Raw genomic sequence first — 25,205 nt, 5'->3', positions numbered from 1 at the left:
GCAAACAGAAAGCGCGCCACAAACACACAAATAAAAAATGAAACGTGACCACCACAAAGGGGGTTCACGAAAAACACACCCCTTTAAAAAGGCAGAGAGCGCCCTAACGTAAAAATGTCACACCATTGTTTTTTATATTCCCATCGCGGATTATCCATCCCCAGCGAGAACGCCATTTTGATATTATTTTTTTGACATTCTTCCCGTAAGCGTACAGCGTGAACCGTCTGGTCATAATCTGAAGCATCCGACAAGGTGAGGCGCCGTGGGTAACCCATCCGCCGTACCGTCGGTAATCGGTAACGATGGCAGACGCCCTCGCAGCCACATTCGTCCTGACGGCAGGCGAGTCGCCGTTTGGATCGCATCTTCAGGCCAATCAATTGACCAGATGCCGCTTTCCGCCATTCTCCGTTCCATCACATACCGACAACGGTGCCCTGCGTCGATCCCCTTGATGCCGATATAAACATCGGCATCCGCGCATGAGATTGCGCCGGAAATGTGATGAGACGCACTGATACCATGGCTACCGCACGGGACATTTTGATACAAAATGTCTCACCGGGATGAGGGTGTTTATTATTTCATTGATATTGATGTGTTTTTTTTGGATTGCGGGGAGATGCGGGCAAATGTTGTAAATTTGTTTGGGAACTGTTTATTGTTGCCTTTGAGATTCATCTACTATCATTGCGCAGAACTGGGGTAAAAGCGGGCTGAAATTGGTACATTATTTGGCCGTTCAGATTTTTTTTTGTTCGCTTTGCCGGTTGCGGGACATTTTGTATCAGAATGTCTCACGGGACTGCACAGGATTACGTGATGTATATTAATCCTTCCAGATATTGAGGAAACGCGCTGAATTACTGGCAGTGTATGTTACGGTATGCTGAATATTACGATGCCCCAGGTAGTCTTGAATTAATCGGGTGTCAATGCCCAGATCTGCCAGAGCAAACCCGCAGGAATGTCTTAACATATGCGGATGTACCCTGACGGAAATGTCAGCTTGCTCACCCAACGTGACCATCAAACTATAGACCCTCTTCCTTGATATGCCACCTCCCTTCATTGAAATAAATAAAAAATCGCTTCCTGATACATTTATCTTTTCTCTTATTACCAACCATTTTCTGAGCATGACAATCTCTTTATCCCTTAATGGATGTACGGTAGAAAATCCATTTTTCAACCTATATACATATATTGTTTTCGCTTCCAAATCGATATCAGACAATCTTAATGAACAAAGCTCACTCACGCGTAAACCGTGTGTAAAGGCAAGATAAATTAGACAATAGTCTCTTGTACCCCACACGCCACTCAAACTGATGTTAAGTAATTTATCTATTTCATGACCGGTTAAATATTTTCTTTTCTTCATAGCAACACCTAATGCTCACATCCCTAATTTAAATACAAACCAGTTATCGTATCTATACGTGTAAACAGCAGCAATCGAAAACGAGAATATATTGATTGACTGAGTCCGAAAAAACTGGTTTACCTGACAACAAGATGAACCAAGCCCATCTTGAAACAAGATTATACATTCATTCGATAGATGACTTGTTGCAACAAATGTGTTTGCCACCACAATCTTTGCTACAGAAGGAACGGTAGTTCGCTAGCTAGTTGGCAACATGCAACAGCGAGCGACCGTATGAATCCCTGAATAACCGTGTGCCTAAGATCACCGTTCTGTCGCCCCCGCCCCCCCCCCCCACAGAACATATCAGAATAATGCGTTGGATTAAATTTCATAAAGACTCACAGTGCCTTACCATCTTATTTCCCTTCGTTGCAATGTTTCTCTGCTCGATATACTCAATGGCAAGATGAGCCTATAGGAAAATGAGGGCAATAGCAGCCCTCTAACTATCAAAATGAAAAATGGTTTAAGTGGCTAATCTTTCCAAATTTTGAGGAACCGAGCTGAATTGCTCGCAGTATAAGTCACCGTATGTTGGATATTACGATGTCCTAAATAGTCCTGGATTAACCGAGTATCAACCCCTTTATCAGCTAGCGCGAATCCACAGGAATGTCTCAGCATATGAGGATAAATCCTTATGGGTATATTCGCCTGAATACCTAACGTGATTATTAGACTATACACTCTTTTTCTGGAGATCCTCCCCCCTCTCATTGAAGTAAATAGCCAATCACTTTCAGCCCCTCGAAGCTCACTTCTTAGCTTCAACCAACTCCTTAACATATCTACTTCTTGTTGTCTTAATGGATGCACAGTGGAAAGCCCATTCTTTAACCTATATACACAAATTGTTTTTTCTTCCAAGTCTATATCGGACAGCCTCAGTAAACAAAGTTCACTTACTCGAAACCCATGAGTAAAAGCAAGAAAAACCAAACAATAGTTTCTGGCACCATACAGACCACTAAGACTAACCTTCAGTATCTTATCTATTTCACTATTAGTTAAATGCTTTCTTTTTTTCACAAAGCCCCCAGTAAAAAAAGCCATTAATACTTAACCAAAAAAAATAGAGCTGGAACTCTATCATATCTTTTCCAAATTAACGGCAGTATATTCTAGGAATATTCTCATTAACAATGTGCTACATATCACAATCCGAAAACTTGAGAGGAAAAATGAACACTTCTCGGCACTGCACGGCTAGTTAGCAACTTCCCCCATACCTATCCGTCTTTCTAACGCAAACTTTTTGCCATCACAACAAAATCATCACACCATGATTTTTAATTACTAATACATTACCAGAGTGGCAAAGAAGCAAGAAATGCAATGCTACCTACCCATAATAAAATTTGATGCTTAATTGTAATTCGATACACTCCTTTAAATCCCCCGCCATGAGTAGCTGATAAACAATCATTATAATTCCGTGAACGCACCTTCTCACGTAGTTCTGGGAGAGGCCAACGGGGGGTTAACTCAAGCTGTAGCCGGCATACGGCAACAACTCATCCAGCCGACGGTTCGGCCACGACGGTAGCCGCGTCAGCACATCGCGCAACCAGGCGAACGGCTCCAGTCCGTTCATCTTCGCCGTCTCCAGCTGTCGCCATCCGCTGACCGGCGCGCAGACTGCCAGCAAAAAGCCAATTATTGCGCCGCACCGCCACCGACCTTATCGCGTTCTCCGTCCGGTTGTTGTCTATTGGCACCCGACCATCTTCCATGACCTGAAATTGAGAACCAGGGGCTATGTTATATCGCGGAATCCAACCGTCTATAGCGATCTTTCCAGCTGCAATGCAACCAGAAACTCGTCACGGCTATGCAATTGCGCAAACCGGCCGCACATTGATCGTTCCTGCTGTGATCAATCTGCCAGTATGGCTTATAGTTCATGTTGGCGTACCGTACACCGTACATAGATGGGCACATGAGTGAAAATCTAATCCAACATGGAGGTGTAATTATGAACAAAATGCGGTTAGTTGCATTTACAGTGATGCTTTCATTCTTGACCATCGTTTTTTTCCTCTTGTTTGTGGAGCCAGCGGACGCAAAGACATCCATGCCTGCACTAGGCTGCGTCCCTTAATTGCATAACCTTTTGTAAAACGACGGATGCAGTCCAGTTTAACCATCGCCAGATAATTCCTCGCCGTTTTGTCGTAACGTGTGGCGATGCGGCGATATTCTTTCAGGCGACCAAAGCAACGTTCAACAACGTTGCGATTGCGGTAAGCATCACGATCAAGCTGTGAACGGCCATCCGACGCCATCTTCTCATTTGATTTGCGAGGAATGACTGTCTTTATCCCTTTACTTTTCAGTCCGTTACGGAATGCATGTCCGGAGTACGCTTTATCAGCCAGTACCGCATGACCACGACGTTTCATGCTGCCGTTCTGGCGCTGAACACCAATGCCGTCCAGAAGACGTAATGCGAACTGACTTTCGTGGGCTTGTCCGGGGCTCAGCACGATGTTTAACAGCAGACCTCTTCCGTCTGTCGCCAGATGGATTTTGGTGCCAAAACCGCCGCGAGAGCGACCCAGCCCATTATCTCCTGTGATATCGGGATGTTTTTTGAGCCCCGGCTGCACATCTGAGCGCACGGATATTACTGCCATCCAGCGCTGTCGCTGACCAGTCAATAAGATTTTTTGCATCAAGAAACGTAAGTAACCTATTGAAAATAATATTAATCACTCCCGATTTCGACCAGCGATTGAATCGGTTATAAACCGTTTTCCATGGCCCATACCGCTCAGGCAGATCGCGCCATGGGGCGCCGGAGCACAGTACCCAGAACATTCGGTCGATGATCATACGATGTTCTGCCCATGGGCGTCCGGCCCGTGGTATTGCTGGTTCAGCAGGTAATTAATAAGGGCTGGATGATAGCCCATGTTTCATCGGGAAGGTCGCAGCGAGCCATAGTTCAATGTATCGTGGAAACAGGTAGTTACTATAGCTCAGGTGATTAAGGGACACTGCCTAGACTCCCCCCTACGATGAATACTTTCTTTGCACATCTGCATCTGACTTGACTACCCATTTGTATTTCACTTGTTGAGCATTCCCGAATTACTTGACCGTCTCCAGGGCAAAACCGGCTACAGGGTCAGGACGTCCAAAGTGATTATCTGCTGTAGGATTATTGGAAAGTACTCTTATTGAATTTCTTTATATAATTCAGCTACTATAAACAAAGCCGAATGGCAATGGGGGGCGTATGATGGGCGTCTACGGCCCCCTGATTTTTTAAACCATATAATAGTGCACATCTGCCATCGTAGTTCTATTATTAATAGATGACCGCTTCGATTATAACCTTATTAAATAGGCTGGGTATCTATGAGTAGAGCAAATCGAGATAATCTCCTTGACATTAATGAAATAATTCAAGGCATTAAAGTGCAAAGCCCTTATTTTGCTTTTCAACAACTCTGGCAAGAGGGGGAGTCGTTGGTTGGCTCATTTACATCTGAACAGCCCCTTTTATACGAAGCAGGCTGCATTACAGCGGGAGAATTGGGGAGGCACCTGGCTATATTGGGTAGCTGCACTGCGGTCGCATTGCATAACGGGCCAGAGGGCTACTATTTGGCGACAAAGGCTCATTTTATCCGAAAGTCGGGGAAATATACCCTACCTCAGAGAATATTATACGCAAGAGCGCAGGTAGTAGATATGAATAAGCGGGAGCTGAAAATTTTTGCTCAGGCATGGGCTAGTGACCCCATAGCAGAATTGCATTGCGAATACACCATTCTTTCACCCGCGTTATTCCAACGTAATTTCAAACATTATGCCTGCAAAAATTTGTCTACGCCACTAGACTCACCTTATCAACATCCTGTTTCATTATATAATTTAGAGCACAATAAAAAGGAGCTTATTGCCTTTGCCGGCCCTCTATCTCCTCATCAATGTACCGGCCATTTCCAAAACTATCCATGTTGGCCAGTGGCAATCATCTCACAAACAGCATTCCAGGTCACTGGAGAGTTACTCAATAAAGTTTATGGCCCCGGGATCCAATTTTACGTAAATGACACTCATTTATCAGCGATGAAGTTGATTGGTGCCGATACAGTATTAAAATTCTGTGTAACACTAAAAGAAAACCAGTCCCCCTTGATACTGAGTGACATTGTGGTATATCGTGATGAAGAAGAGATAGCCAGGCTAACAAACCAGCTTGAATTGATATTACCCATTAGGCCATAAACAATTTTCACTCTACACAAGGAGTTTACAAACTAAAACAGCCCTGTAGATTCCTTGCAGACATACTCCATTAACACTCTTCTACACCGAGTTTAACATGGGAGATTTACTTCAAAGATATCCAGTGTTATAGCATGCACAATTAGCACCCGCTATGACCAATGATTTATTTAATATAATTTAAATACATGACACTCAAAGAAATTCACCGCCTGCATTTCTGAACTCTCGGTTGCGTATTCAATATGGTGAACGTACTACAAGGCATAATACTCACTCTCGATAAGCATACCAATGTTATTATTATGCGCCCCCTCCAATTTTGAGCACCTCAGTGACTTGTGCTTCCGTCGTTTCAGTCTGTTGCGAAAACTCAGTTTCCTTGTTCCCAAAATTGCTTAAAGAACGGAATAGATAACTTTACCGATTCATGTTTACGGGTGACGAAATTAGGATCGAACCCGTCATCCGCAGCATTGATCTCTTCCCTTTGTTCAGTACCGGCGTAAAGTGGAGTTTCCGGCCTTTCTTTCCCTGAACAATATTGGGAAGAGATCAAGTAATATCGGTGACCCAGACCTGATTGGCCCGGACAACGGTAAACTGCCGCTGCACGCGATTAGGAGCGACCACTGAAGGTCTGCCGGCGATACGACGTGGCGCTTTATAGCCGCGTACAGCTTTAATCCGGTTCAGCTGCATGATGCGGCCACCCGGTTTTTACCGCAGGTTTCCCCGATTTCGTTCAGATCGCCATGAACCCGTCTGTAACCGTATACACCTCCGCTCAGTGAATATGAGTCGCGGATAAGCATCAGCAGACGCTGGTTATCTTTATCACGCGCCGAGACCGGGTTGCCCGGGCGACATTCAGTACCCGACACATCGTCATCACACCCCATACAGTGCGGTGTTCATTGATAAAGCGGTACTTCAGTCGGGCTCCCTTGCAAAGTACCGCGCGGCCTTTTTCAGGATATCCCGTTCTTCTTCGGTGCGTTTTAGCTGCGCCCGTAGTTTCAGGATCTCGCTTTTGGCTTCCAGTAAATCCCGGGCATGCTGTTCGCTGTTATCAGGCTTGATAGCCCGTAGCCACTTGTAAAGGCTGTGCGCAGAAACGCCCAGACGGTCGGATACTTCGGCAACGGAATATCCGCGTTCTGTTATCTGACGGACGGCTTCTTCCTTAAATTCAGGTGTAAATCGTGGTGTGCCCATATGCTCCCCCTATGCTCAAACTATAGGGCAGGATCGTCTACCCGGGTGGTGTCAGTCCATTTTCCCGGAATCGGAGACGCTCGAACAGACGGCTTATATGTGACACTTACCCGGAATTCATCGTTCGCGTCCATCAATATTCAGATGGACGCGATTGTTACCAGACAGAACAATCTTCTCAAGACGTCCTTCACGGGGCACTTGCAGACGCCCCGAAAATTCAGTGGCCTAACAAGCCGGAATAAAAAATCCCGCCGCAGTTCCAGGAACTGTGGCGGGAAAATGTCAATACTAGAAATGTCATTAATAGAACGAATTATCACGGGGTATGAAAATAACCGCGAAGGGTTATTCTGGCACCACCACCTTTCAATAGATTGGCTGACGATATATGCCCCTGAAGGTAGATATCGGTTGGCTCCTTACTGTCTTCCTCGCTCACCGTGTAAGTGTAAATTCTAGAATCATTATTCCATAGATCCTCATGATGTGTGTAAATATGATGCTTATCATCGAGTGCTTTTGTATTATTGATTCTTAAGCATGTTTCTACAGATGTACGGCATCCAGCGTCATTCTGGATGTGAACCTCAATTTTGCTGTAACGCCCTAATGGGAGATGCAATGACTCCACTTTCACGCTTTTGCCATCCAGGTTTCGGGTGCTTCTTATCGTTGAACTTGTAAACGTTTGGTCATGCCAGGGTACGTCAATGAACCTGTCGCTCATCAAAAGCCTCTCATCGGAAAAGTGTTGATAACAAGCGCCTTATCACAGAAAAATGTGTTAAGTACGCCCTTTCATCTTCGACCATAACGAAGATGTGGTAGCAGCCGAAATATTATAGTAGGGAAAACCAGCACACACTGGAAATCGTTCCGGCGCAGGCGCGCATTCATGGCATGTCAGCACTGGCTGAATAGTGATCCGTAGGGCATTTTACATCGGTACTAACCAATGATGTGCCGATTTAGCTAAAATGTCCTCCCCGCCGCATCCGCAATATACTTCTCCGCCTGCTCCTCACCACCATTCTTGCGGATGGCATCAATCTTGGCTTGACCAAAATGGCAGAAGCCTGCCCCGGGAGCACCAAATCATCACTCGAAGATATTCAGGCATGGTACATCCGCGACGAAATCCATTCAGCCCTCCTTGCAGAGCGGGTAAACGCGCAGGAGAAAAGGCCACTGGCGGCATTCTGGGGAGACGGGACAACGTCATCATCAGATGGACAGAATTTCTGAACAGGTAGCTCAGGCCGTTACGCAGGGCAAGTTAACCCGAAATATAGGCAGGAGCCCGGACGTCAGTTTTATATCCATATTTCGGATCAATATGTAACACTGAAGACTGCTGCTACGGACCAGCACAAGGAGCCAGTGATTCCGCAAATATTTTGCGTGAACAGGATAGATTACGGCAGTACCAGTGCCGGACAGCAAAGATTAACCAGAGCATGGGGGATGTTGTATCCAGCGCCGCCGACGACTATGGACTGAGCGGCTGCGCTTAAGGCATTCAGGACATAGTGCTGTTTTACGTGTAGCACGAAGATGGATGGTTATCCCATCAGGACTAACAACTTGTCGGCTGGATTGCCACCCGCAAGGCAGTTGCAAAAGCGTCTTAAGTGAAGGCATAACGTTATCCATAACTTAAAACAGCTTAGTTCCTTGTTAACTAAAAAGTCCCATTGATTTTCTTCCAGCCAAGTTGCGGAAGACCCAGTTTTGCACCGTTGGTAACAACCTGGTTGTGCGTGAAGTTGACCTGCCTGTCAGAGCGCGCCGAAATGGCTTGCCCCACAACCTGTGTCCCCAGCGCATCGCAGATTTCCAGCGCTTGTTCCATCTCGGTAAGCGTCACATCCAGACCGTATTGACGCTTATGCAGATGTGAGATCTGCTTTCCACGGCAGCAGGTCGCGCAGCCGGTTTACCGGCCAGTCCTGGATATGACTCAGCACATAACGTAGCCACGCCTCCTGCTCCACACCATTCAGCCGGCAGGTGACGATCAGCGAGTACAGTACTGCTGCTCTCTCCCCACCCGCATCTGAACCAGCGAACAGCCAGTTCTTCCGGCCCAGGGCAACGCCCCGCAGCGCGTTCTCCGCGATGTTGTTGTCGATCTCCGCCCACCCGTTGCTGCAGTACAGGTTCAGTGCGTCCCACTGCTTCAGCACATACGCGAACGCCTTCGCCGTATCTGAGTGGCGCGACAGCACCTTCATCTGTGCCTGTATCCAGTCGTAGAGTGACTGCATCAGTGGGGCTGTCTGCTCTTTTCGTACCACCAGCCGTTCGTCTGCCGGACTGCCGCGTATCTCCGCCTCGATGGCATACAGTTTTCCGATACGCTTCAGCGCTTCGGTTGTGATATCAGTCGGGGTACGGACGTGAACGTCGTGGATTTTTCGCCGGGCATGCGCCATGCAGGCCGCTTCCGTGATGCGGCCGTCTTCGTACAGCGCGTTGTAGCCACCGTACGCGTCCGCCTGCAGGATACCGCTGTACCCGGCAAGATGTTGCTGCGGATGTACACCTTTCCGGTCCGGCGAGTACGCGAACCACACCGCCGGTGGAAGCTGTGAACCCGCGTTGCGGTCATCCCGCACGTACACCCACAGCCGGGCCGTGCGGGTTTTACCGCTGCCCGGCTCCTGCACCGGTACAGGGATATCGTCGGTATGCACCTTGCCCGGCATCAGCACGTACTGGCGCAGCAGGTCGTACAGCGGCTCCAGCAGCTCGCTGACCGCACCGGACCAGCGCCCCAGCGTGGCACGACTCAGCTCCACGCCCTGGCGGCGATATATCTCTGACTGACGATAGTGAGGCACATGTTCGGCGAACTTCGCCGTGACGATGCGCGCCAGCAGGTCGGGGCCAGCATAGCTGCGCTCGATGGGTTTTGAGGGCATGGCTGCCTGAACGATGTGGTCACAGCGACAGCAGGCCAGCTTCGGCCGCTGCGTTTCGATAACCTTAAAGGCGCTGCTGATAAGCTCCAGCTGCTCCGATACGTCGCAGCCCAGCCCGCTGAGCTCGCCGCCGCATTCCGGGCAGGCGATTTCTGCCGGCGACAGCGTGCGGGTTTCACGGGGAAGCGATGCCGGCAACGGTTTGCGGGAGGAAGACTGGCGCAGCGGCTGCGGGAGTACCGGGTCATGCTGTTCACCCAGCACCTCCGCCATCTCCTCCTGCAGGGCGCTGATGCGCTCCTCTGCCTCACGGACCTGGCGGGCCGTTTTCTCACGCAGCTTTTCGGAGCTTTTGCCGAACTGCATGCGCTGAAGCTTAGCGACAAGCGCCTTCAGTCGGTTGATTTCGCTGGCGTACGACGCCACCCGCTGTGAGAGCAGGCGGTTATACTCCGCCATTTTGCGGATGGTGGTCTGCTGCTCCTGCAGCAGTGCCCTGAGCCGGGCGTTTTCATCAGGGTATGAGGTGTCCATAACCTCACTTTACAGCAGGTTATATGCGTATTCCAGGTCGTTCCGTCCGCTGCGGATGTTTCCAGTTAATGCCTTCCAGCAGCATGGACAGCTGCGCCGGCGTCAGGTGGACTTTACCGTCGCGGGTCACCGGCCACACGAAGCGACCCCGCTCCAGACGTTTGGTGAACAGGCACAGGCCGTCCCGGTCCGCCCACAGCACCTTTATCATGTCACCGCGACGCCCCCGGAAGATGAACAGATGCCCGCTGAACGGGTCATCCCGTAACGTGTTCTGCACCCTGGAAGCAAGGCCATTGAAGCCGTTGCGCATGTCCGTCACGCCAGCAACCAGCCAGATGCGTGAGCCCGCAGGGAGTGATATCACCGGCATTCTCCCTGCATTTCCCGGATGAGCATCTGCAGCAGCTCTGGCGTCAGCTTTCCACTGATACGCAGCGTACCGGCGGGCAGAACCAGCTCACAGCAGGGCGCGTCGTCGTTCAGAACGGAGGGAGGATGAGTCGGTTCGGGGCCGGATTCAGCTGCGAACATCACGGGCAGCATGACCGGTGCTTCTGACCGTGCAGTCAGCAGATCCTGCTGATAACGACGCCTCCAGTTGAACAGCAGATTGTCATTAATGTTATTTTCACGGGCAAGCTGTGCCACACTGATGCCGGGCTGCATCGACTGCGCCACCAGTGCGATTTTGAAGTCGCGGGGGAAGTTGGGGCGTCGTGGTCGTTTGCGGGCGACAGTGATCTCACAGGGAGCAGGGGCTACGGGAAGAACGGACGATTTTCGGGATGCCTGTCGGTAAAGGCGTTTATCCAGATTTTTTGCGTTGACTCGTGGCGGTAAAGGCCAGGACAGACCGGCTTTTCTGAAGCGAACAAAGAGATCGCAGGCCGTGGTTTTGGGGATGCCTAACCGGTATCCAGCCTCAATACGCAGCAGTTTTTCTTCAAAGTGGAGGCGAAGTACCTCAAGAAGCCATGTCCGGTGTTTCACGCGATAGTGTCCATTAAAAATGATGGACACTATTTTCCCGGAACCGGAGTCCGCTGCACAGACGGTCTAATTGTGACGCTTACCCATCTCGTGGCATCAGTTCATAACATTGTGTTCTTCATTTGCAGGGAGCATGAGACGGAATCCAGCAAGTCCGGAATGTCCATCTTGGGTAGTACGACCTCAATAAAGGTGAATTGGCGGCTAATCGCCACGTCATACAGCGCCTGCCGTAGCTGTTCCGGCTCAGTGACGCGCAGCGCCTGCATGAGGGGGCCCTCCGTTAACGCTTGCGGCAGTAATGTCCAATTCCACAGAGCGATATCGTTGTAACGTTGCCCTGGACCGTGGATCGCTCGCTCAACGGTGTAGCCTTCGTTGTTTAGCAAGAAAATCACTGGCCTCAACCCATCGCGCAGCATCGATCCCAACTCCTGGACAGTAAACTGCGCGGAGCCGTCGCCGATCAGCACAATTACCCGGCGGTCCGGCGCAGCGATTTGCGCACCATAAGCTGCCGCTAACGTATAACCTACCGAAGCCCACAACGCCTGAACGATAAATTTACAGCCCTGAGGCAAGTTCAACGCCGCTGCACCAAAGCAAGCAGTGCCTTGTTCAGCAAAAATAATATCGCCCGGCCGCAGAAAATCCTGAATCTGCCGCCAGAAAAACGACTGATCGAGGCGCTCATGCTTGACACTCTGTAACGCTGGGCGACTAATCAGCGGTGTTTGCCACTGGTTTGCCAGCGATAGGCTCAGTTGATGCAGCGCTTTAATCGCTTCATGCATTGGCAGCTGGCTGAACCCCCGTTTCCCTACTCTTGCTTCAAACGGCTGGATATTGATGCACTTTTCAGCTGGTAAATTGTGGCTGAATCCCGCCGTGACGGTATCGGTAAACAGCACACCGACGTTGATCACGACATCGGCTTCTTCTATCCATTGTTTAACTTGCGGATCGCTTGCCGCACCCGCATAAGTGCCGGTAAAACCAGTACGGGTTTCATCGATCGCACTTTTTCCCAGCAGCAAGGTAGAATGCGGTAAATGAACCTCATCCAACCACTGGCCCAGCCCCCCCGTAGCATTGAAACGCTCCGTCAGAAAACCCGCCAAGACTGAGACGCTGCGTGCTGACCGCAGTTTCTCGCCGGCCGATGCGATAAACGCCCGTAGAGAGGCTTCCGACAGGCTGGACTGACGCAGCTTTAGCGACAGCGGCCGTGAAGCCAGCGGAACTTCCGCCACATCACAGGGAAGCAGCAAATATACCGGGCGGTGTTCAAACATCGCCGTGGTTAGCAGACGATCGATTTCTGCTTCGGCATTGTCGGGGGTGAGACATGTTTGCGCGATAGTCACTTCTTTTGCCATGCGAGCAAAATGGCCGAAGTCACCATCTCCCAATGAATGATGCAATAAACGACCAGTTTGCAGAGCCTTCATGGCCGGCGCACCGATAACATGGATTACCGGCACGTATTCAGCATAACTGCCGGCGATGCCGTTCATTGCGCTCAGTTCACCTACTCCGAAAGTCGTCAGCAGCGCTGCCGCTGGCTGGCAACGCGCATAGCCGTCAGCTGCATAGGCAGCATTGAGTTCGTTGGCGCAACCAACCCAGGTAATTTGCTGATGGGCGATCACATGATCGAGAAACTGCAGATTGTAATCCCCCGGCACGCCAAAAAAATGACGAATACCGATCTGAGCCAATCGATCGAGAAGATAATCTGCGACGGTATAATGGTTAGTCATGAGGAGCACCTGCCTAAAATGTATGATTAAAAATCCTGCTGCGTTGGGCGTAAAACGATTTCATTGATGTCTACATCGGCCGGTTGTTCAATGGCATAGGCTATGGCCCGCGCCACAGAACTCGCCGGAATGGCCTGCTCGTAGCATTCCAGCAAGAATTGCAAACTTGCCGCATCCGAACTGCCGAACTTCAATTCTGAATCCACAAAACCCGGACAAATGGTTGTAGTTCGAATATGCCCCCCCGTTTCATGACGTAGCCCTTCAGAAATAGCACGTACAGCAAACTTGGTGCCGCTATAGACTGTCCCGCCCGGGCTGAAAACCTTTACTCCGGCAACTGAAGAGATATTGATGAAATGCCCCTCATTCTGTTTCTCGAATACAGGTAGAACCTCGGCGATGCCGTACAACACCCCTTTCACATTAATGTCGATCATCCGCTCCCATTCATCGACTTTTGTCATATTGATCGGTGCAATCGCCATCAGTCCGGCATTATTAATTAATACGTCAATCCGCCCAAATTGCGCGAGGGTTTCCGCGACCATGGCCTTAACATCGCCATGCTGTGTAACATCGACAGTAACAGCCAACGCTTGGCCCCCGGCGGTGATGCATTCACTCACCAGCGCATCAAGGCGTTCTTTACGGCGCGCCGCCAGCACCAACGTGGCGCCAAGGGAAGCGAGATGATGAGCCGTCGCAGCGCCCAATCCACTGCTGGCTCCTGTAATCACAACGACTTTGCCTGATATCTGTCCCATGCTGTTCTCCTGATAGCTACTTGCGGCCGTTAATATGTCGCGTGAGAAACAAGCGATATCACCACAGGACATCGCCTGAATAGACTCGTTATTACCGTCGATATATCAATTTATCTGTTTGGAACAACTTCCATGATAGAGACATAACAGCCGGTATCAATAATTCGGTTCAATTTCAAATCGGTGCTGGCCAACAACGCGCGCAGTTTATCCTCTGTACGGGTTTGCCCCCCATCAAAACTTGCCAACAGTAATAAATCGATTTCATTACCGCCATGCCAAGTGTTACCTTTGGGGATAACTGGCTCCATAATCAGCAGTTTCGAATTATCATGCATAGCATTTCGGCAACAGCGCAATATGGCTTTCGCCTGCTCATCAGGCCAGTCCATAATGATGTATTTCAATAAATAAAAATCCGCCGTAGGACAAGACTCAAAAAAACTTCCTGACTGAATTTGCCAGCGTGAATCATCACCCAACTCCCCAAGACGATTTCTGGCCAATATCTCGGGCCGATCAAAGAGAATGCCGTGCAGCGTTGGGTTACTGCGTAAAACGCGCAACAGTAACCCCCCCATACCACCGGCAATATCGACCACCGTTGCATTCTCAGGGAAATTATAGCTATGTGTTAAAAATAGGTTCTCCACCGCTGACATGGAAGACATCCCAGTATGGAAATCATACCCTTCCCTTTGATTGCTCGCCTTCGACCAATATTCGTAAAAGGACATGCCGTATAAATTTGTAAAGGATGACTCGCTACGTAGGCTATCGACGAGGTTACCCAATGGCGACCAAAACGTTTCGTCGGTAAGCATCAGCACCGCGGAGCGTAGTGAACAGGGGACATCAGACCGGAGGAACTCTGCGGCAGGCGTCAGTGAAAACCGAGCGTTCTCCACTTCTTCAAAGATCCCCTTCGAAGCGAGCATACGCAGGACGCGGTACAGTTTTTGCCCATCGACACTCACTTCTTTTCCAAGCTCATCAGCGGTTTTGTCCCCTTCCTTAAGACAATCGGCAATCCCTAACACCGCTGTAGCACGCAGCGCAGCCTGATAGGTCAACCCCATTGATTGCTCTAGTAAATATACTGCAGCATTAGCGTTTTCAGGTATGGAATTATTAACCATGGAATTAGCTCCTTTATTAAACCATTTATTAAAAAGCTCATCAAATGAAGGTCGCACTCATTATGATACAACTGATAAATAGCAGTGTGCGCAAGCCAATAGAATGGCTCAATGATTTTATCAAACACTTCACATTGTGCTTTACATCAATAAGTTATGGAAAAACCATTAAGTCATACAAACGCTTTCAATCATGTGAGCACACCTCCAGACAATCTCAATTAAAATAGTTCAACTTGCATATATAAATATAAACCACACCTAATTCAACAGGTGATTATCCAGCAACAGACAACCCAAAACAAAAATTAATTACATTACTAACAATCCCTCTCGGTTAACATCGTCAATTATTTAAATGTCGTTTGAGTAGGTAGAGTGTGGTCTTTTTTTAGTTAAAGTCAAACCTGTCTTTTAAATTATGACATCAGCGCTTATGTAAGCTAATTTCCTCGTAAGGGGAGTCAAAGCGGCTCTGTCTCATTAAGGCGCTGTCGGGTAACATGTTGTTTTTTTATGATGTTACCTGACCATGTCTTTGAACCGAAATGCCTTCCAGCGACTGCATTATCCTGTCGATATCATCGCCCAGTGTGTGCGCTGGTACCTGGCCTATACCTTGAGCCTGCGTGATCTGGAAGAAATGATAGCTGAGCGCGGGACTGTTTTCGCCGACATAAACGTGCCGTGGGGCGTCGCTGGCGCATGGACGAAACCCATGTCAAAGTCAGAGGCCAGTGGAAATACCTGTATCGCATCGTCGACAGCGTGGGGCAGACCATCGATTTCCTGCTTACCGCCAAACGGGATGCGGCCGCAGCGCTGAGTTTCTTTCGTAAGGCCATCCGCCACCATGGCGAGCCCGAAGTGGTGACCATTGATAAAAGCGACGCCAATACCGCTGCCCTGGCCACGCTCAATGCCGGCAACCCCGCAGAGGAAAGCATCACCGTCAGGCAAAGCAAGTATCTGAATAACCTGGTAGAGCAAGATCAGCGCAATATCAAACACCGGATACGTCAGATGCTGGGATTCAAATCATTTCGCCGAGCACAAACCCTGCAGACCGGCATCGAGCAGCTCCACATGATACGTAAAGGGCAGTACCAACATTCGCACAGTGATGGATTGTCACCCACAGAACAACTGTATCTGCTGGCAGCCTAAATAACCGGCAACGCGATTTCTGCTGACCTATCGCCGTTAATGCGACGGAACCATATTCAGACCTGCCTGTGGCGAGTGACATTATTTAGGCAAGCTACCGGAAAGGAAACAGCCTCTGGTGAGTGCCACTCACGTTCGCCACGCTCACGAAAATCAGCGATAGCGTCCTCGATGACTTGCTGACTTAAATAAGGAGCATCAACAATCATTCGTAATCCTAATCCATAAGCGTAACCAGGTAAAAATTTATAACCACAGTGAATAGCAGGGAGATCGTTAATCTCTATTTCAAACTCTCGCTTTTCAACAAATTCCAAAAATGTGAGACCACCGAAAACATCATATTTACATGCTTCACGATGTATTAATGTATGACTGATTATTTTTCCTTGCGAATTATAATTAGGGAATGTATTTATTTGAAATTCATTTTCACGCTCTTGCTCACTTAACATCTCGCAGGCTTCGTCGAATGCACGGGAGTGACACACATCTCTGAAAGCCACCTGTGCGGTGATAATTTCCGCATTCCAAAAGTCAGCGGAATCTAACCCGGTGAAATAGACATCACTCAACTCCCAAATATGATCAGGCTCATTGTCAAACTGAGCAAAGTCACACTCATCATAAAATATGCCACCACAGCGGTGGCGTTCATTATAGATAAGGTTTTTTATACGTATCACTTTCTGACGGCGACTACGCCGTGAAAGGGAGGAAAAAATACGGTGTTTACGACGATAAGACATAAAAATCCTCAGCAATTTGGGAGAAGCCCAACCGATCACCATGCCAGAACCAAGCACTAATTCATACCATCTTCCGTCGATAAACCACTGTAGTCATGGGTTCATAGTGGCACATGGTTCCGAAACTGCTCTAAAGGCTACCTTCTGTCAACCCCGTTGAGTCCCGACCAGACCGTTTGTGGCGACAAAACCAGAATATCATAAAGACATATAATGATGGGTCAGCCCAATGCAAAATGGAGACGACGTACTATGTGCTCTCAACGTGTCTCCATAACGTCAGAATGGGGAAAGAAACCCGATATGTTAAGCCCCGTAGATAGACTGCTAACAGAGCCTATCTACGGGACTTGGAAGAAATGGAAACAACGCCCCCACAGCCTGAAGCCTTCAATTCGGCCATTTCGAACAACAGGCGTTGATTTACAGAAGCAATTCGGGCCAGCTCCTCTAAAAGTTGGTCGTTCTCTGCACGGAGTGCTCGGTTCTTCTCCTTTTCAACCATCAGCGCTTGGTGTTTCGAATCACGCTGGGCGCGTACTGACTTACCCATAAGAATGCGGATCCTCTCCGCCACCGCAGGGTAAGTGTTATGAATGAGCCCGGGCGTAACGCCTACCATTCGGGCAACCAAGGCGATGGAAATCTTTTCGTTACCTTCGACAAGGCCATCAATAGTTTTATCAAGAGCATCTAATGTTTTTGACCGCGAACGGGCAAGAGGTTGCCGTTCAGAAGACTTAATCGCCATTTTCAGCCTCGCTGGTATCGTTATTGATGGGAGACAGACCTAAGCTCGTAATGACATCCAATGCAACCTGTAAGTCTCGCTCTGCTCGCTGCCTTACAGCAGGGCCCACATCCTCGATTTTGATAAGCTCCTGCTGTTGGCTATAAATTTCCTGCCACGTATTAACGAAAAACTCATCAATAACCGAGTTTTTACATCCTGGGCAGCGTGTAGCCTCGTATAGACCAGCACCACCGCAGCCCCGCTCCGTTGCAATACACCAGCCATGGCCAGTAGCACGAATGTTCGCGTGTGGAGCCGTTTGGGCAAGTAGTGCTGCCCTATCTTTGATCGGAATAGCCCTCATTTCGACGATCTTTTCACCAGCACCACCGGTCAAAGGCTGATCATCGAGCCATGATTCAAACAGTTCGATTTTAAATTCTGCCATCTGCTGTAAGATCTCATTAAAAAGCGCCAAGTCTTGCTGCGGATTAGACGCATAGAGCTGAGTCATGCTCATGCTGCTGTGTTTGAACTGCCACTTGAGAAATATAAGTGAAGTACGCCCCATACGGGACTCCACAAAACACCTTGCATACGTTCTCCTGCATTGGTGCGTCCTTAAAGGCCAATCGCTCCCTGCAGCTTTTGCTATACGACAGAACGCAGCATTTGAACCCGCACCGCTGAGTGCCTCAACATGATAACCTTCCTTAATTTTCCCCCCTTGGCTGCTTCGTCCTAAAAATAGCTTTTTCGAGTCTTTTCGAGCTTTTTCGAGCCTAAGGATATATTCAGTTGAATTCGAAAAATCTCGATTGTTTGCAAGCAGCCTAATCTCTTGCTCCAATTCCTTTCTGATCGGCGCTGAATATCTCGCCAAAAGATTTAGTGCTTCAAGTGTCAACTCTGGCACAAGATACTCGACTCGACCTTTGCCTGTTTTATGTTCTATAGTGGCTACCCAGCAAAAGATAACCCCATTTTTTAACTCCTTGCGCCAAGCACCGATCTCAATCCCAATTGCCTCATCATTACGCATACCGCTAGTGATTGAAACTATATATAGTACAGCGTCTCTACAACGAATTGACATCTGTTCATCGCTAGGATGATATCCAATACCACTGACAGCCAACTCCGCCTTCATCTCTTTGACAATATTTTCACAATAATTAAAAATCTTGGATTGCTCATCAGGCGGAATGATACCCGTTCGCCCAACGTTTTTATTAGCAGCATCTAGCCCTTTTACATTAGCAATTCCGCAAATACGCCATAACGTCGAATTACCCCAAGGATAACTCTGAAGGGGGAAAATTGTATCAGCAGAAAAAACCCAAAGAAGATCAATAACTCGCAAGTGTCCATACAGCGGTAGAGGTCTTAACTTCAACTCATTTTTGCAATAATGTACGTAATTGCTGATATAGATTGGACTGATATCTGAAAAACTTGTAATTCCCAATTTATTTAACCAACGAATAAAAGGCATCACGCTGGCAACAGCAAAAGTAGTGATACCTCGTGCAATAGGTGGTTGAGATCTCGGCATTCCTCTTTTAAACCAAGCATAAGTAATAGCTTTGCTGTCATCAATGAGCGCCCGAGGCATGCTCATATCCCAGTTAATAAATTTAAAAGAATGAGAAACGTTAGCCTGATCAAAAAACGGGCGCAGATCCCACTGTGAATCACCAAAACGACTGAGAACCAACGTTTCGCCACTCTCATTAACTATTGCGCTGATCACAATTGCATTCCGCTCTGCAGTACTTAGTCCGTTAGCTGTAGCTGGTTGTGCGATGAGAACATCATATGCTTTCAACATTGCATTAACGCTTTTTATATTCAAATTTCACCACCTAATTTCCTCCTCATAAACTGGATCTTTTTACTCCAGAATAAGTGCGGAGAGTATTCAGCTTTGGCCTTTGCTTGCGAGACCAATGCAAGATCAAATTTTCGAGAAGTGAAATCATCTATAACTCGAATAAAGTTAAACTGCCGTTTTCGCCATGCATCCCATTCATCAGTCATAAAGTATTCGACTTCGGCATATAAGAATTGTTGGTAGCTGAACAGCCGGTATAAATCATCCAGAGTTCCGATAATTGCATAGCTAGGGCAACTGAGGCAGTGAATGAACTCAGCACAATGATTGACTCCATCCTTAGGTGCTAGACTGCCATATAGACTGTCTTTACAACCACCTAATGGGGTCGGTGCAATAGTGGTACCACGAAGTTTTTCAGGGAAAGCATCACCAACGAAAATCGCACCCTCGGTCTTGATTTCATCGTTTATTTTTAAATAATGGTTATCAGCAACTTGTGGAGTATGTCCCATGATAGAAGACACTTCGATTATGTCCCCACCACTCAGTTTCCACAGGCGACTTTCCATTGTTTTCCGTAGACGACTGAGCGTGACATTTAGTCGATTTCCTTGATCATCCTGGAGTCTGTGACGCTCACAAATATTTTTGATATACACGAATAAAGCACCAGGCGTAAGAGCAACAATTTTATTCTCCCCACCTCGCTGTCCAGAACGATATAACCATATATATGAACGAATTTCCTCTGATGCCAGTTGCACAAGTGGGGTACTAATTTCAAGGGCTCGATTCAAAACAGCAACTCCATCTAGTGGAATGGCATTATATTCATCTAGCAGATTAGTCTGGCGTATTGCTTTGCTCTGCGCACCTTTTCCACGGCGCTTGAATGTGTTTATCAGTCTAAGATTTTGCATAAACGGATGTGGTGTTAAGGCGTCTCTCGCCATCTCTAATAATGGTGTGGTATTAAGACCCGATCTTGCAGCAATGATTAGTAGCATCACAGCCATTGACTCACCTCCATTACCTTGAAACGTCCCCTTGCTGATAGCAATAAAGTCGGACTTTAATGCATCAAGCAATCTTTTCATTTCTCCCATAGTAAGCGGCTCTGCATCTTTTATATTATGTGCATTGTTGGGAAACGGATTTGGCGGCAATAGGTCGTCAAGAGCGTTTTCTATAAATCCATAATCCGCCAAGACAATGATCAGTGATTTAAAGCTTGTATAATAATTCTTGGCCGTCGAACCATTTGGGTACTTGAGTTTTAACCAAGAGACATAACGTGCCAAATGGTGTTTTGTTAGGTCGTTTGGCGTAGCAGGTGGCGACTCGATTGAATCTCCACTCAAAAATTTCAGAAAGAACCTTAAACCATTCACTGAGTAACCGATCAATGTGGTGACAGAGAAGTTTCCACCTTGCAGTAACGCTCTGATCACGTAAATACTTTGAATTGCCCAAGCGTCTAGCCCTACATTTAAGTATTGGGAATGATCAATCCGTCTATAATTGCTAGGGTTTCTTGGTAAATCAATTCTGATGAGTTCTTCGCCCGCCTCGAACTTTTTCGTAACAGAATTAAGAACTACCTTATAACTCTTTTGGTGAGCCAAGATATTTACCTCAGTTATGATTTTTAGATTTAGCCATAAACATCATGTCGATCTCGTCTTCATGTGCAAGAACGGATTGAGCTTCCAGTTGATTAATAAGATGTAAATAGATCATCGTTGTTTGAACATCTGAATGCCCCAGCCGATCTCTGACATACATTAGTGGCTCACCTTCAAATTCTTTGCTCTTCCGAAGAGCAAGCAAAGTATAAGTTCCATAGGTGTGACGCAGCATATGGGCCCGCACATAGAAACCGCACTTTCGCTCGTAGGACTTCATAATATCTACGACAGCATCTTTTGAGTATTGCCTCCCTTCACTTGTTAGTAATAACGCGGTAACACTCCCATCTCCTCTGAAGTTACGAACCTCTCGCTGATGAAGGGAATAAGACCACATATCTTCCATCAGTGACCACGGAACATCAATGACTCTTGGCCGATCATATTTAATTTGCATATCTGAAGGATCAAGTGCAACGCTGATCATCTGCCCTCGGCGCAGTCCATTCTTCAATTTAGGATTAAACACATATTTGAGGGGAAACGATCTGGCTTCACAGGAACGAAGACCGGTACGCACCATAAGATGGAATAGTATCTGATGGCTTGGGTCGACATCTAAGGCGAGGCATATTTTGACTTGATCTTTAGTCAAAAATTTCATTAGACGCTTTCGCTCTCGGAGCATTATTGAAACCTTATTTATTCCTGGTCCAGGTCGAGTTACATGACTTAAAAGACCTGAGTGAGGAACAACATGAGTCTTTTTCTCACCGAAAGGCAGCACCTTTATCAGATTGTTCTGCTTCGCCCATCGATAAAACCTCACGATCAGCGCTAGACGGTTGTTCACTGTGCGAGGGACTAGCGCTAGTTCACCGATTGACCAATCTCTGTATATCGAAAGAACACTGAGGCCATGGGCTGGAGTCTCATCATTCCAAGCCAACTTATTGGCTTCCAAGAAAGCATAGTAGTCATACAAACGTCGACCATACGCTTCCCAGGTGAGAGTACTTAGGGATTCCCCTGACTCAATAAGGGTGTACCAAAGGAAAGATTGTGCCGGCTGAACTGGCCTCCCATCTGATCCAATTAGCAACGGAAAGCCCTCAAAGGAACGACCAGCCAAGGTCAGGTCTTTTGTTGCAAACACAAGCCTCATATCACGCCTCAGACCATCAAGAATAAGATGATATGAACAGCATAGGATTAACTAACGTTTCTCACCACTCAGATCGTTGTTGGACAGCACGATCACCGGCCGCCCCCGCAGATCGGGCCGAAAGATGGTTTCGCAGGAGGCGTAGAAGCTGTTGACGTCTACCAGGGCAAACATGGTTACAGCGCCGCGTAGACGATAAAGGTCACCACGCCGAAGATCTCCAGCTGCGCCTCGTCGTTGAACACGATTGGCGCATAGGCGGGGTTCATCGGCAACAGCCGCACGTCGGGGTAGCGCTGCAGTTTTTTGACGGTGAATTCACCGTCCACGGCGGCGATCACAATATTGCCGTGTTCCGGCGTCAGGGCACTGTCGACAATCAGCAGATCGCCGTCCTGAATATTGCCGTCGATCATCGACTCGCCGCTGGCGCGCACGAAGTAGGTGGCGTTGGGATGCCGCACCAGCAGCTTGCCGATATCCAGCCGGCTCTCGACATAGTCCTGCGCCGGGGAAGGAAAGCCGCAGGCCACGCGATCGGCAAACAGCGGTAACGTCAGAGACTCACCTGGTGAAAAAGCATACAACTTTGAATTGCTCAGCATAATCATAACCAAACTGTATATTTATACAGTAAAGCATAAACAAAACTCGAACGCGCGCAACCCCAAATTCCCCTGCGGATCGCGCTTTGCCGCGTAATATAATAATTTTCTGAGTGATTTTTCCTGCAGATTTTGGCGTTCTTCACGTGTGTTTGCACACATGATACCCACCAAAACTGTGGATAATTCGGCACTCAGACCGTTGGCGTATCGATGGGCAGGATGAGTGAGGGATTGTCATTGCGAACGGCGCCGACGGCGGGCGATACCGGTTGCCAGACGAAATCCTCTGCCTGCAGGCTGTACACGTCAGCCTGCATTTGACCAGAGGGCGGGACTAAGCGGGTGTCGAGCCAGTCGCGCGCGGCCGTCGGTCTCTGCTGCGTACAGCGCCGCAAAGAACAGCAGCAGGCCTTGCCTCAGCAAGATCCCACGGGAGGAACGGCGGACGGCCTTACAAAATGACGCCAATAAAATTGCGACTGGCAATGGCATCGATGGGACGGCCAGAGACGAAAGTCAGTACGTTATGCCAGGAGCTTGGGATCACCCGACAAACGCTGTACCGCCACATTTCCCCTGATGGTCCACTGCGAGCTGACGGTATAAAGCTGCTCAACCGGGGATAATTTTAGCGGACGGAAAAATCTGGGGTTCCGGCGTAGAACCCCGAATAAGGAATAGTCCTTAATTCATTTCAGGATTATTAATTCCATCTAAAACCTCTCGGCAATATTCTTTTTTATAGGCTTCATCATTACTTAATGACTTAACCAAAAATCAGCATTTTTCCAACCATTATCCCAATGCGTATCGAATCCTGACTGTTCATACTTTAATTTTCTAGTTAATGAGTCTTTTATTTGTTTTTTATATTTATCAATCTTCTCATTGGTCGCCCCACAAACATCATGTGCAACACGAGCATTTGAGCCAGAAAAACCTATTGCTGAAATTGCCATCGCTTCATTTGATTTGTCGAAATCATTCGCATATGCCACAGCATTAGATAAAGCGAATATGACAAGAGCAGGTATGGTTTTTTTGTATGAAATCATCTTTCACCTCTCACTCATTGATTGTTCATGGGGTCAGCTTGGATATCGAAAATTATTGTACATTAAGGCTGCTTTTTAATCAGTCTCAACTTCTTTATAGAAGGCCTGAATGCGACAAACTTGGGAAGTACTGTAGCCTGTCGCGTCTGCTGTTTCTCGGATGCTCAGTTTCTTAATCTGTCGGTAGTACAGGACTTTCTGATGTCGTTTCTGATCTGCCTGCTTTCCCCGGTATCTACCCAACGTATGCGCCCGTTCAATTCCCTGCTTTTGCCATTGGCGGCGACTCAACCAGTCCTTATGTGACATCGCGGCCATCAGGTCGATTAGCATGTTATTGATGGCGGTTATTACTGCACGGGTGATCGGGTCCGCCTGTGAAGGATCTTTCTCTGACAGCGCCTGCCATGAGGTAGGGACATCCAGGCTGACAATCCGTAACTCATGCTGCTCAATCTGCTTTTTCAACGTCATCCAGTCACTGTTGCTGAGACGGGTCAGGCGGTCTATCTGCTCAACCAGCAAAATATCAGTTACCGTTTGGGGGCGGCATACTTCCGCATCAGTCTCCAGCAAAGCGCCGATGAGGACAGGCTCCAACCCCAGCGTCTATTCCTTTGCCCGGATACGGCCGTCATTCACCAGGATCTGCACCGGCAGCCCGGCATCATACGCGGCCTGATACCCGCCGGCGACCTGCAGCGCGTCACCTTCCAGCTTTATGATCGTTCCGTCCACGCGCCACGCACGAAATAAGTGGCATTAGGATGCCGCACCAACAACTTGCCAATGTCCAGCCGGCTCTCGACATAGTGCTGTGCGGGAGAAGGAAAACCGCAGGCCACGCGATCGGCAAACAGCGGTAACGCCAGAGACTCACCTGGTGAAAAAGCATACAACTTTGAATTGCTCAGCATAATCACAACCAAACTGTATATTTACACAGTAAGGCATAAACAAAACGCGAACGCGCGCAACCACAAATCCCCCTGCGGATCGCGCTTTGCCGCGTAATATAATAATTTTCTGAGCGATTTTTTTTTACGCCTGCTAACGGTTTCACTCTGCCTTGCGCACACGTTATCCACTAAAACTGTGGATAACCTGCAGGGCGTGATTCCCTACGCGAGCGGGATCAGAATCCTGTATAATCCCCACACCTGCTCAATAAGCATTCATCCCCGTCGGCGCCTCGTCACCGACGGTCACGAGAACGTTATGAACAAGCACCTACTCCTCGCAGAAACC

Annotated in this window: 18 protein-coding genes and 9 pseudogenes; 4 read left to right on the top strand and 23 right to left on the bottom strand. The window is 48.1% G+C overall.

Annotated elements, in window-relative coordinates:
* Positions 1–832 precede the first annotated feature (832 nt).
* The 4 genes and pseudogenes from L085_RS24195 to L085_RS25060 all read right to left on the bottom strand — a co-directional run bounded on the left by L085_RS24195 (position 833) and on the right by L085_RS25060 (position 4,379).
* On the bottom strand, positions 833–1,387 hold the full coding sequence (locus tag L085_RS24195; RefSeq protein WP_049870670.1) for a tyrosine-type DNA invertase: 555 nt from the start codon (positions 1,385–1,387) through the stop codon (positions 833–835).
* Positions 1,388–1,909: 522 nt separating this feature from the next.
* Positions 1,910–2,488 (bottom strand): tyrosine-type DNA invertase, encoded by a 579-nt coding sequence (locus tag L085_RS24190; RefSeq protein ID WP_049870669.1) that lies wholly within the window; start codon positions 2,486–2,488, stop codon positions 1,910–1,912.
* Between the two features lie 427 nt (positions 2,489–2,915).
* Positions 2,916–3,168, bottom strand: a pseudogene (locus L085_RS24670) (transposase domain-containing protein); the annotation flags it as partial.
* A 364-nt stretch (positions 3,169–3,532) separates the two neighbouring features.
* Positions 3,533–4,379 (bottom strand): annotated as a pseudogene (locus L085_RS25060) (IS5 family transposase).
* A 419-nt stretch (positions 4,380–4,798) separates the two neighbouring features.
* Between L085_RS25060 and L085_RS25340 the strand changes: the two are divergent.
* The gene (locus L085_RS25340; RefSeq protein WP_144240691.1) at positions 4,799–5,674 is read left to right on the top strand and encodes a hypothetical protein; all 876 of its coding nucleotides are present in this window, start codon (positions 4,799–4,801) and stop codon (positions 5,672–5,674) included.
* 558 nt (positions 5,675–6,232) lie between these two features.
* Here L085_RS25340 and L085_RS25055 read toward each other — a convergent pair.
* A pseudogene (locus L085_RS25055) lies at positions 6,233–6,892 on the bottom strand (IS3 family transposase); the annotation flags it as partial.
* 1,017 nt (positions 6,893–7,909) lie between these two features.
* On the opposite strand from L085_RS25055, the pseudogene L085_RS24665 reads away from it, so the two are divergent.
* Positions 7,910–8,233: pseudogene (locus L085_RS24665) on the top strand (Tn3 family transposase); the annotation flags it as partial.
* Between the two features lie 22 nt (positions 8,234–8,255).
* Here L085_RS24665 and L085_RS24660 read toward each other — a convergent pair.
* From L085_RS24660 to L085_RS13390, 8 genes and pseudogenes are all read right to left on the bottom strand, one after another.
* Positions 8,256–8,548 (bottom strand): annotated as a pseudogene (locus tag L085_RS24660) (ISL3 family transposase); the annotation flags it as partial.
* 28 nt (positions 8,549–8,576) lie between these two features.
* Complete coding sequence (locus tag L085_RS25505) at positions 8,577–8,747, bottom strand: hypothetical protein (protein ID WP_158499086.1); 171 nt, start codon at positions 8,745–8,747, stop codon at positions 8,577–8,579.
* Between the two features lie 34 nt (positions 8,748–8,781).
* Positions 8,782–10,353 carry an IS66 family transposase gene (locus L085_RS13415; RefSeq protein WP_044030960.1) on the bottom strand — a complete coding sequence of 524 codons (1,572 nt, stop codon included), beginning with the start codon at positions 10,351–10,353 and terminating at the stop codon, positions 8,782–8,784.
* A gap of 19 nt (positions 10,354–10,372) precedes the next feature.
* Positions 10,373–10,720: an IS66 family insertion sequence element accessory protein TnpB gene (tnpB, locus tag L085_RS13410; RefSeq protein ID WP_043143335.1), complete on the bottom strand. Its 348-nt coding sequence runs from the start codon at positions 10,718–10,720 to the stop codon at positions 10,373–10,375.
* The gene (gene tnpA / locus L085_RS13405; protein WP_044030959.1) at positions 10,717–11,376 is read right to left on the bottom strand and encodes an IS66-like element accessory protein TnpA; all 660 of its coding nucleotides are present in this window, start codon (positions 11,374–11,376) and stop codon (positions 10,717–10,719) included. The genes tnpB and tnpA overlap by 4 nt, the downstream gene beginning before the upstream one ends.
* Before the next feature lie 71 nt (positions 11,377–11,447).
* Positions 11,448–13,109, bottom strand: a complete 1,662-nt coding sequence (locus L085_RS13400; protein WP_044030958.1) for a thiamine pyrophosphate-binding protein — start codon at positions 13,107–13,109, stop codon at positions 11,448–11,450.
* 26 nt (positions 13,110–13,135) lie between these two features.
* Positions 13,136–13,876: an SDR family oxidoreductase gene (locus L085_RS13395; RefSeq protein WP_044030957.1), complete on the bottom strand. Its 741-nt coding sequence runs from the start codon at positions 13,874–13,876 to the stop codon at positions 13,136–13,138.
* A 110-nt stretch (positions 13,877–13,986) separates the two neighbouring features.
* Positions 13,987–15,015, bottom strand: a complete 1,029-nt coding sequence (locus L085_RS13390) for a methyltransferase (RefSeq protein ID WP_044030956.1) — start codon at positions 15,013–15,015, stop codon at positions 13,987–13,989.
* A 532-nt stretch (positions 15,016–15,547) separates the two neighbouring features.
* Between L085_RS13390 and L085_RS13385 the strand changes: the two are divergent.
* A pseudogene (locus tag L085_RS13385) lies at positions 15,548–16,182 on the top strand (IS6 family transposase).
* A 56-nt stretch (positions 16,183–16,238) separates the two neighbouring features.
* Here L085_RS13385 and L085_RS24655 read toward each other — a convergent pair.
* The 7 genes and pseudogenes from L085_RS24655 to umuD form a co-directional block, all read right to left on the bottom strand.
* A complete protein-coding gene (locus L085_RS24655; RefSeq protein ID WP_071841664.1) occupies positions 16,239–16,931 on the bottom strand; it encodes a hypothetical protein in 693 nt (230 codons plus the stop codon).
* A gap of 337 nt (positions 16,932–17,268) precedes the next feature.
* A complete protein-coding gene (locus L085_RS13380; RefSeq protein WP_193378766.1) occupies positions 17,269–17,682 on the bottom strand; it encodes a TetR family transcriptional regulator in 414 nt (137 codons plus the stop codon).
* The gene (locus tag L085_RS25590) at positions 17,672–19,495 is read right to left on the bottom strand and encodes a tyrosine-type recombinase/integrase (RefSeq protein WP_193378765.1); all 1,824 of its coding nucleotides are present in this window, start codon (positions 19,493–19,495) and stop codon (positions 17,672–17,674) included. The genes L085_RS13380 and L085_RS25590 overlap by 11 nt, the downstream gene beginning before the upstream one ends.
* A 20-nt stretch (positions 19,496–19,515) precedes the next feature.
* Positions 19,516–21,126: a hypothetical protein gene (locus L085_RS13370; RefSeq protein ID WP_043140596.1), complete on the bottom strand. Its 1,611-nt coding sequence runs from the start codon at positions 21,124–21,126 to the stop codon at positions 19,516–19,518.
* Between the two features lie 10 nt (positions 21,127–21,136).
* Complete coding sequence (locus L085_RS13365) at positions 21,137–22,294, bottom strand: tyrosine-type recombinase/integrase (RefSeq protein WP_044030955.1); 1,158 nt, start codon at positions 22,292–22,294, stop codon at positions 21,137–21,139.
* A 72-nt stretch (positions 22,295–22,366) separates the two neighbouring features.
* A pseudogene (locus tag L085_RS13360) lies at positions 22,367–22,468 on the bottom strand (hypothetical protein); the annotation flags it as partial.
* A gap of 2 nt (positions 22,469–22,470) precedes the next feature.
* The gene (gene umuD / locus L085_RS13355; protein WP_044030954.1) at positions 22,471–22,905 is read right to left on the bottom strand and encodes a translesion error-prone DNA polymerase V autoproteolytic subunit; all 435 of its coding nucleotides are present in this window, start codon (positions 22,903–22,905) and stop codon (positions 22,471–22,473) included.
* A gap of 389 nt (positions 22,906–23,294) precedes the next feature.
* Here umuD and L085_RS25730 point away from each other — a divergent pair.
* A pseudogene (locus L085_RS25730) lies at positions 23,295–23,528 on the top strand (resolvase); the annotation flags it as partial.
* A 132-nt stretch (positions 23,529–23,660) separates the two neighbouring features.
* On the opposite strand, the gene L085_RS25330 reads toward L085_RS25730, so the two are convergent.
* From L085_RS25330 to L085_RS25045, 3 genes and pseudogenes are all read right to left on the bottom strand, one after another.
* On the bottom strand, positions 23,661–23,957 hold the full coding sequence (locus L085_RS25330) for a hypothetical protein (protein WP_144240690.1): 297 nt from the start codon (positions 23,955–23,957) through the stop codon (positions 23,661–23,663).
* Positions 23,958–24,032: 75 nt separating this feature from the next.
* On the bottom strand, positions 24,033–24,542 hold the full coding sequence (locus L085_RS13350; RefSeq protein WP_226988600.1) for a recombinase family protein: 510 nt from the start codon (positions 24,540–24,542) through the stop codon (positions 24,033–24,035).
* A 108-nt stretch (positions 24,543–24,650) separates the two neighbouring features.
* Positions 24,651–24,874: pseudogene (locus L085_RS25045) on the bottom strand (DNA polymerase V); the annotation flags it as partial.
* Between the last annotated feature and the right edge of the window lie 331 nt (positions 24,875–25,205).

This window comes from Serratia sp. FS14 (assembly GCF_000695995.1).
Classification (GTDB): domain Bacteria; phylum Pseudomonadota; class Gammaproteobacteria; order Enterobacterales; family Enterobacteriaceae; genus Serratia; species Serratia nematodiphila.
The sequence above is the reverse complement of the archived record's forward strand: the minus strand, read 5'-3'. Positions and strand labels throughout refer to the sequence as shown.

Bases quoted from the DNA above. Each gene is read 5' to 3' on its own strand.
- L085_RS24195 (WP_049870670.1), bottom strand. From the start codon at position 1,387: ATGAAGAAAAGAAAATATTTAACCGGTCATGAAATAGATAAATTACTT.
- L085_RS24190 (WP_049870669.1), bottom strand. From the start codon at position 2,488: ATGGCTTTTTTTACTGGGGGCTTTGTGAAAAAAAGAAAGCATTTAACT.
- L085_RS25340 (WP_144240691.1), top strand. From the start codon at position 4,799: ATGAGTAGAGCAAATCGAGATAATCTCCTTGACATTAATGAAATAATT.
- L085_RS25505 (WP_158499086.1), bottom strand. From the start codon at position 8,747: ATGGAACAAGCGCTGGAAATCTGCGATGCGCTGGGGACACAGGTTGTG.
- L085_RS13415 (WP_044030960.1), bottom strand. From the start codon at position 10,353: ATGGACACCTCATACCCTGATGAAAACGCCCGGCTCAGGGCACTGCTG.
- L085_RS13400 (WP_044030958.1), bottom strand. From the start codon at position 13,109: ATGACTAACCATTATACCGTCGCAGATTATCTTCTCGATCGATTGGCT.
- L085_RS13395 (WP_044030957.1), bottom strand. From the start codon at position 13,876: ATGGGACAGATATCAGGCAAAGTCGTTGTGATTACAGGAGCCAGCAGT.
- L085_RS13390 (WP_044030956.1), bottom strand. From the start codon at position 15,015: ATGGTTAATAATTCCATACCTGAAAACGCTAATGCTGCAGTATATTTA.
- L085_RS24655 (WP_071841664.1), bottom strand. From the start codon at position 16,931: ATGTCTTATCGTCGTAAACACCGTATTTTTTCCTCCCTTTCACGGCGT.
- L085_RS13380 (WP_193378766.1), bottom strand. From the start codon at position 17,682: ATGGCGATTAAGTCTTCTGAACGGCAACCTCTTGCCCGTTCGCGGTCA.
- L085_RS25590 (WP_193378765.1), bottom strand. From the start codon at position 19,495: ATGTTGAAAGCATATGATGTTCTCATCGCACAACCAGCTACAGCTAAC.
- L085_RS13365 (WP_044030955.1), bottom strand. From the start codon at position 22,294: ATGAGGCTTGTGTTTGCAACAAAAGACCTGACCTTGGCTGGTCGTTCC.
- umuD (WP_044030954.1), bottom strand. From the start codon at position 22,905: ATGATTATGCTGAGCAATTCAAAGTTGTATGCTTTTTCACCAGGTGAG.
- L085_RS25330 (WP_144240690.1), bottom strand. From the start codon at position 23,957: ATGATTTCATACAAAAAAACCATACCTGCTCTTGTCATATTCGCTTTA.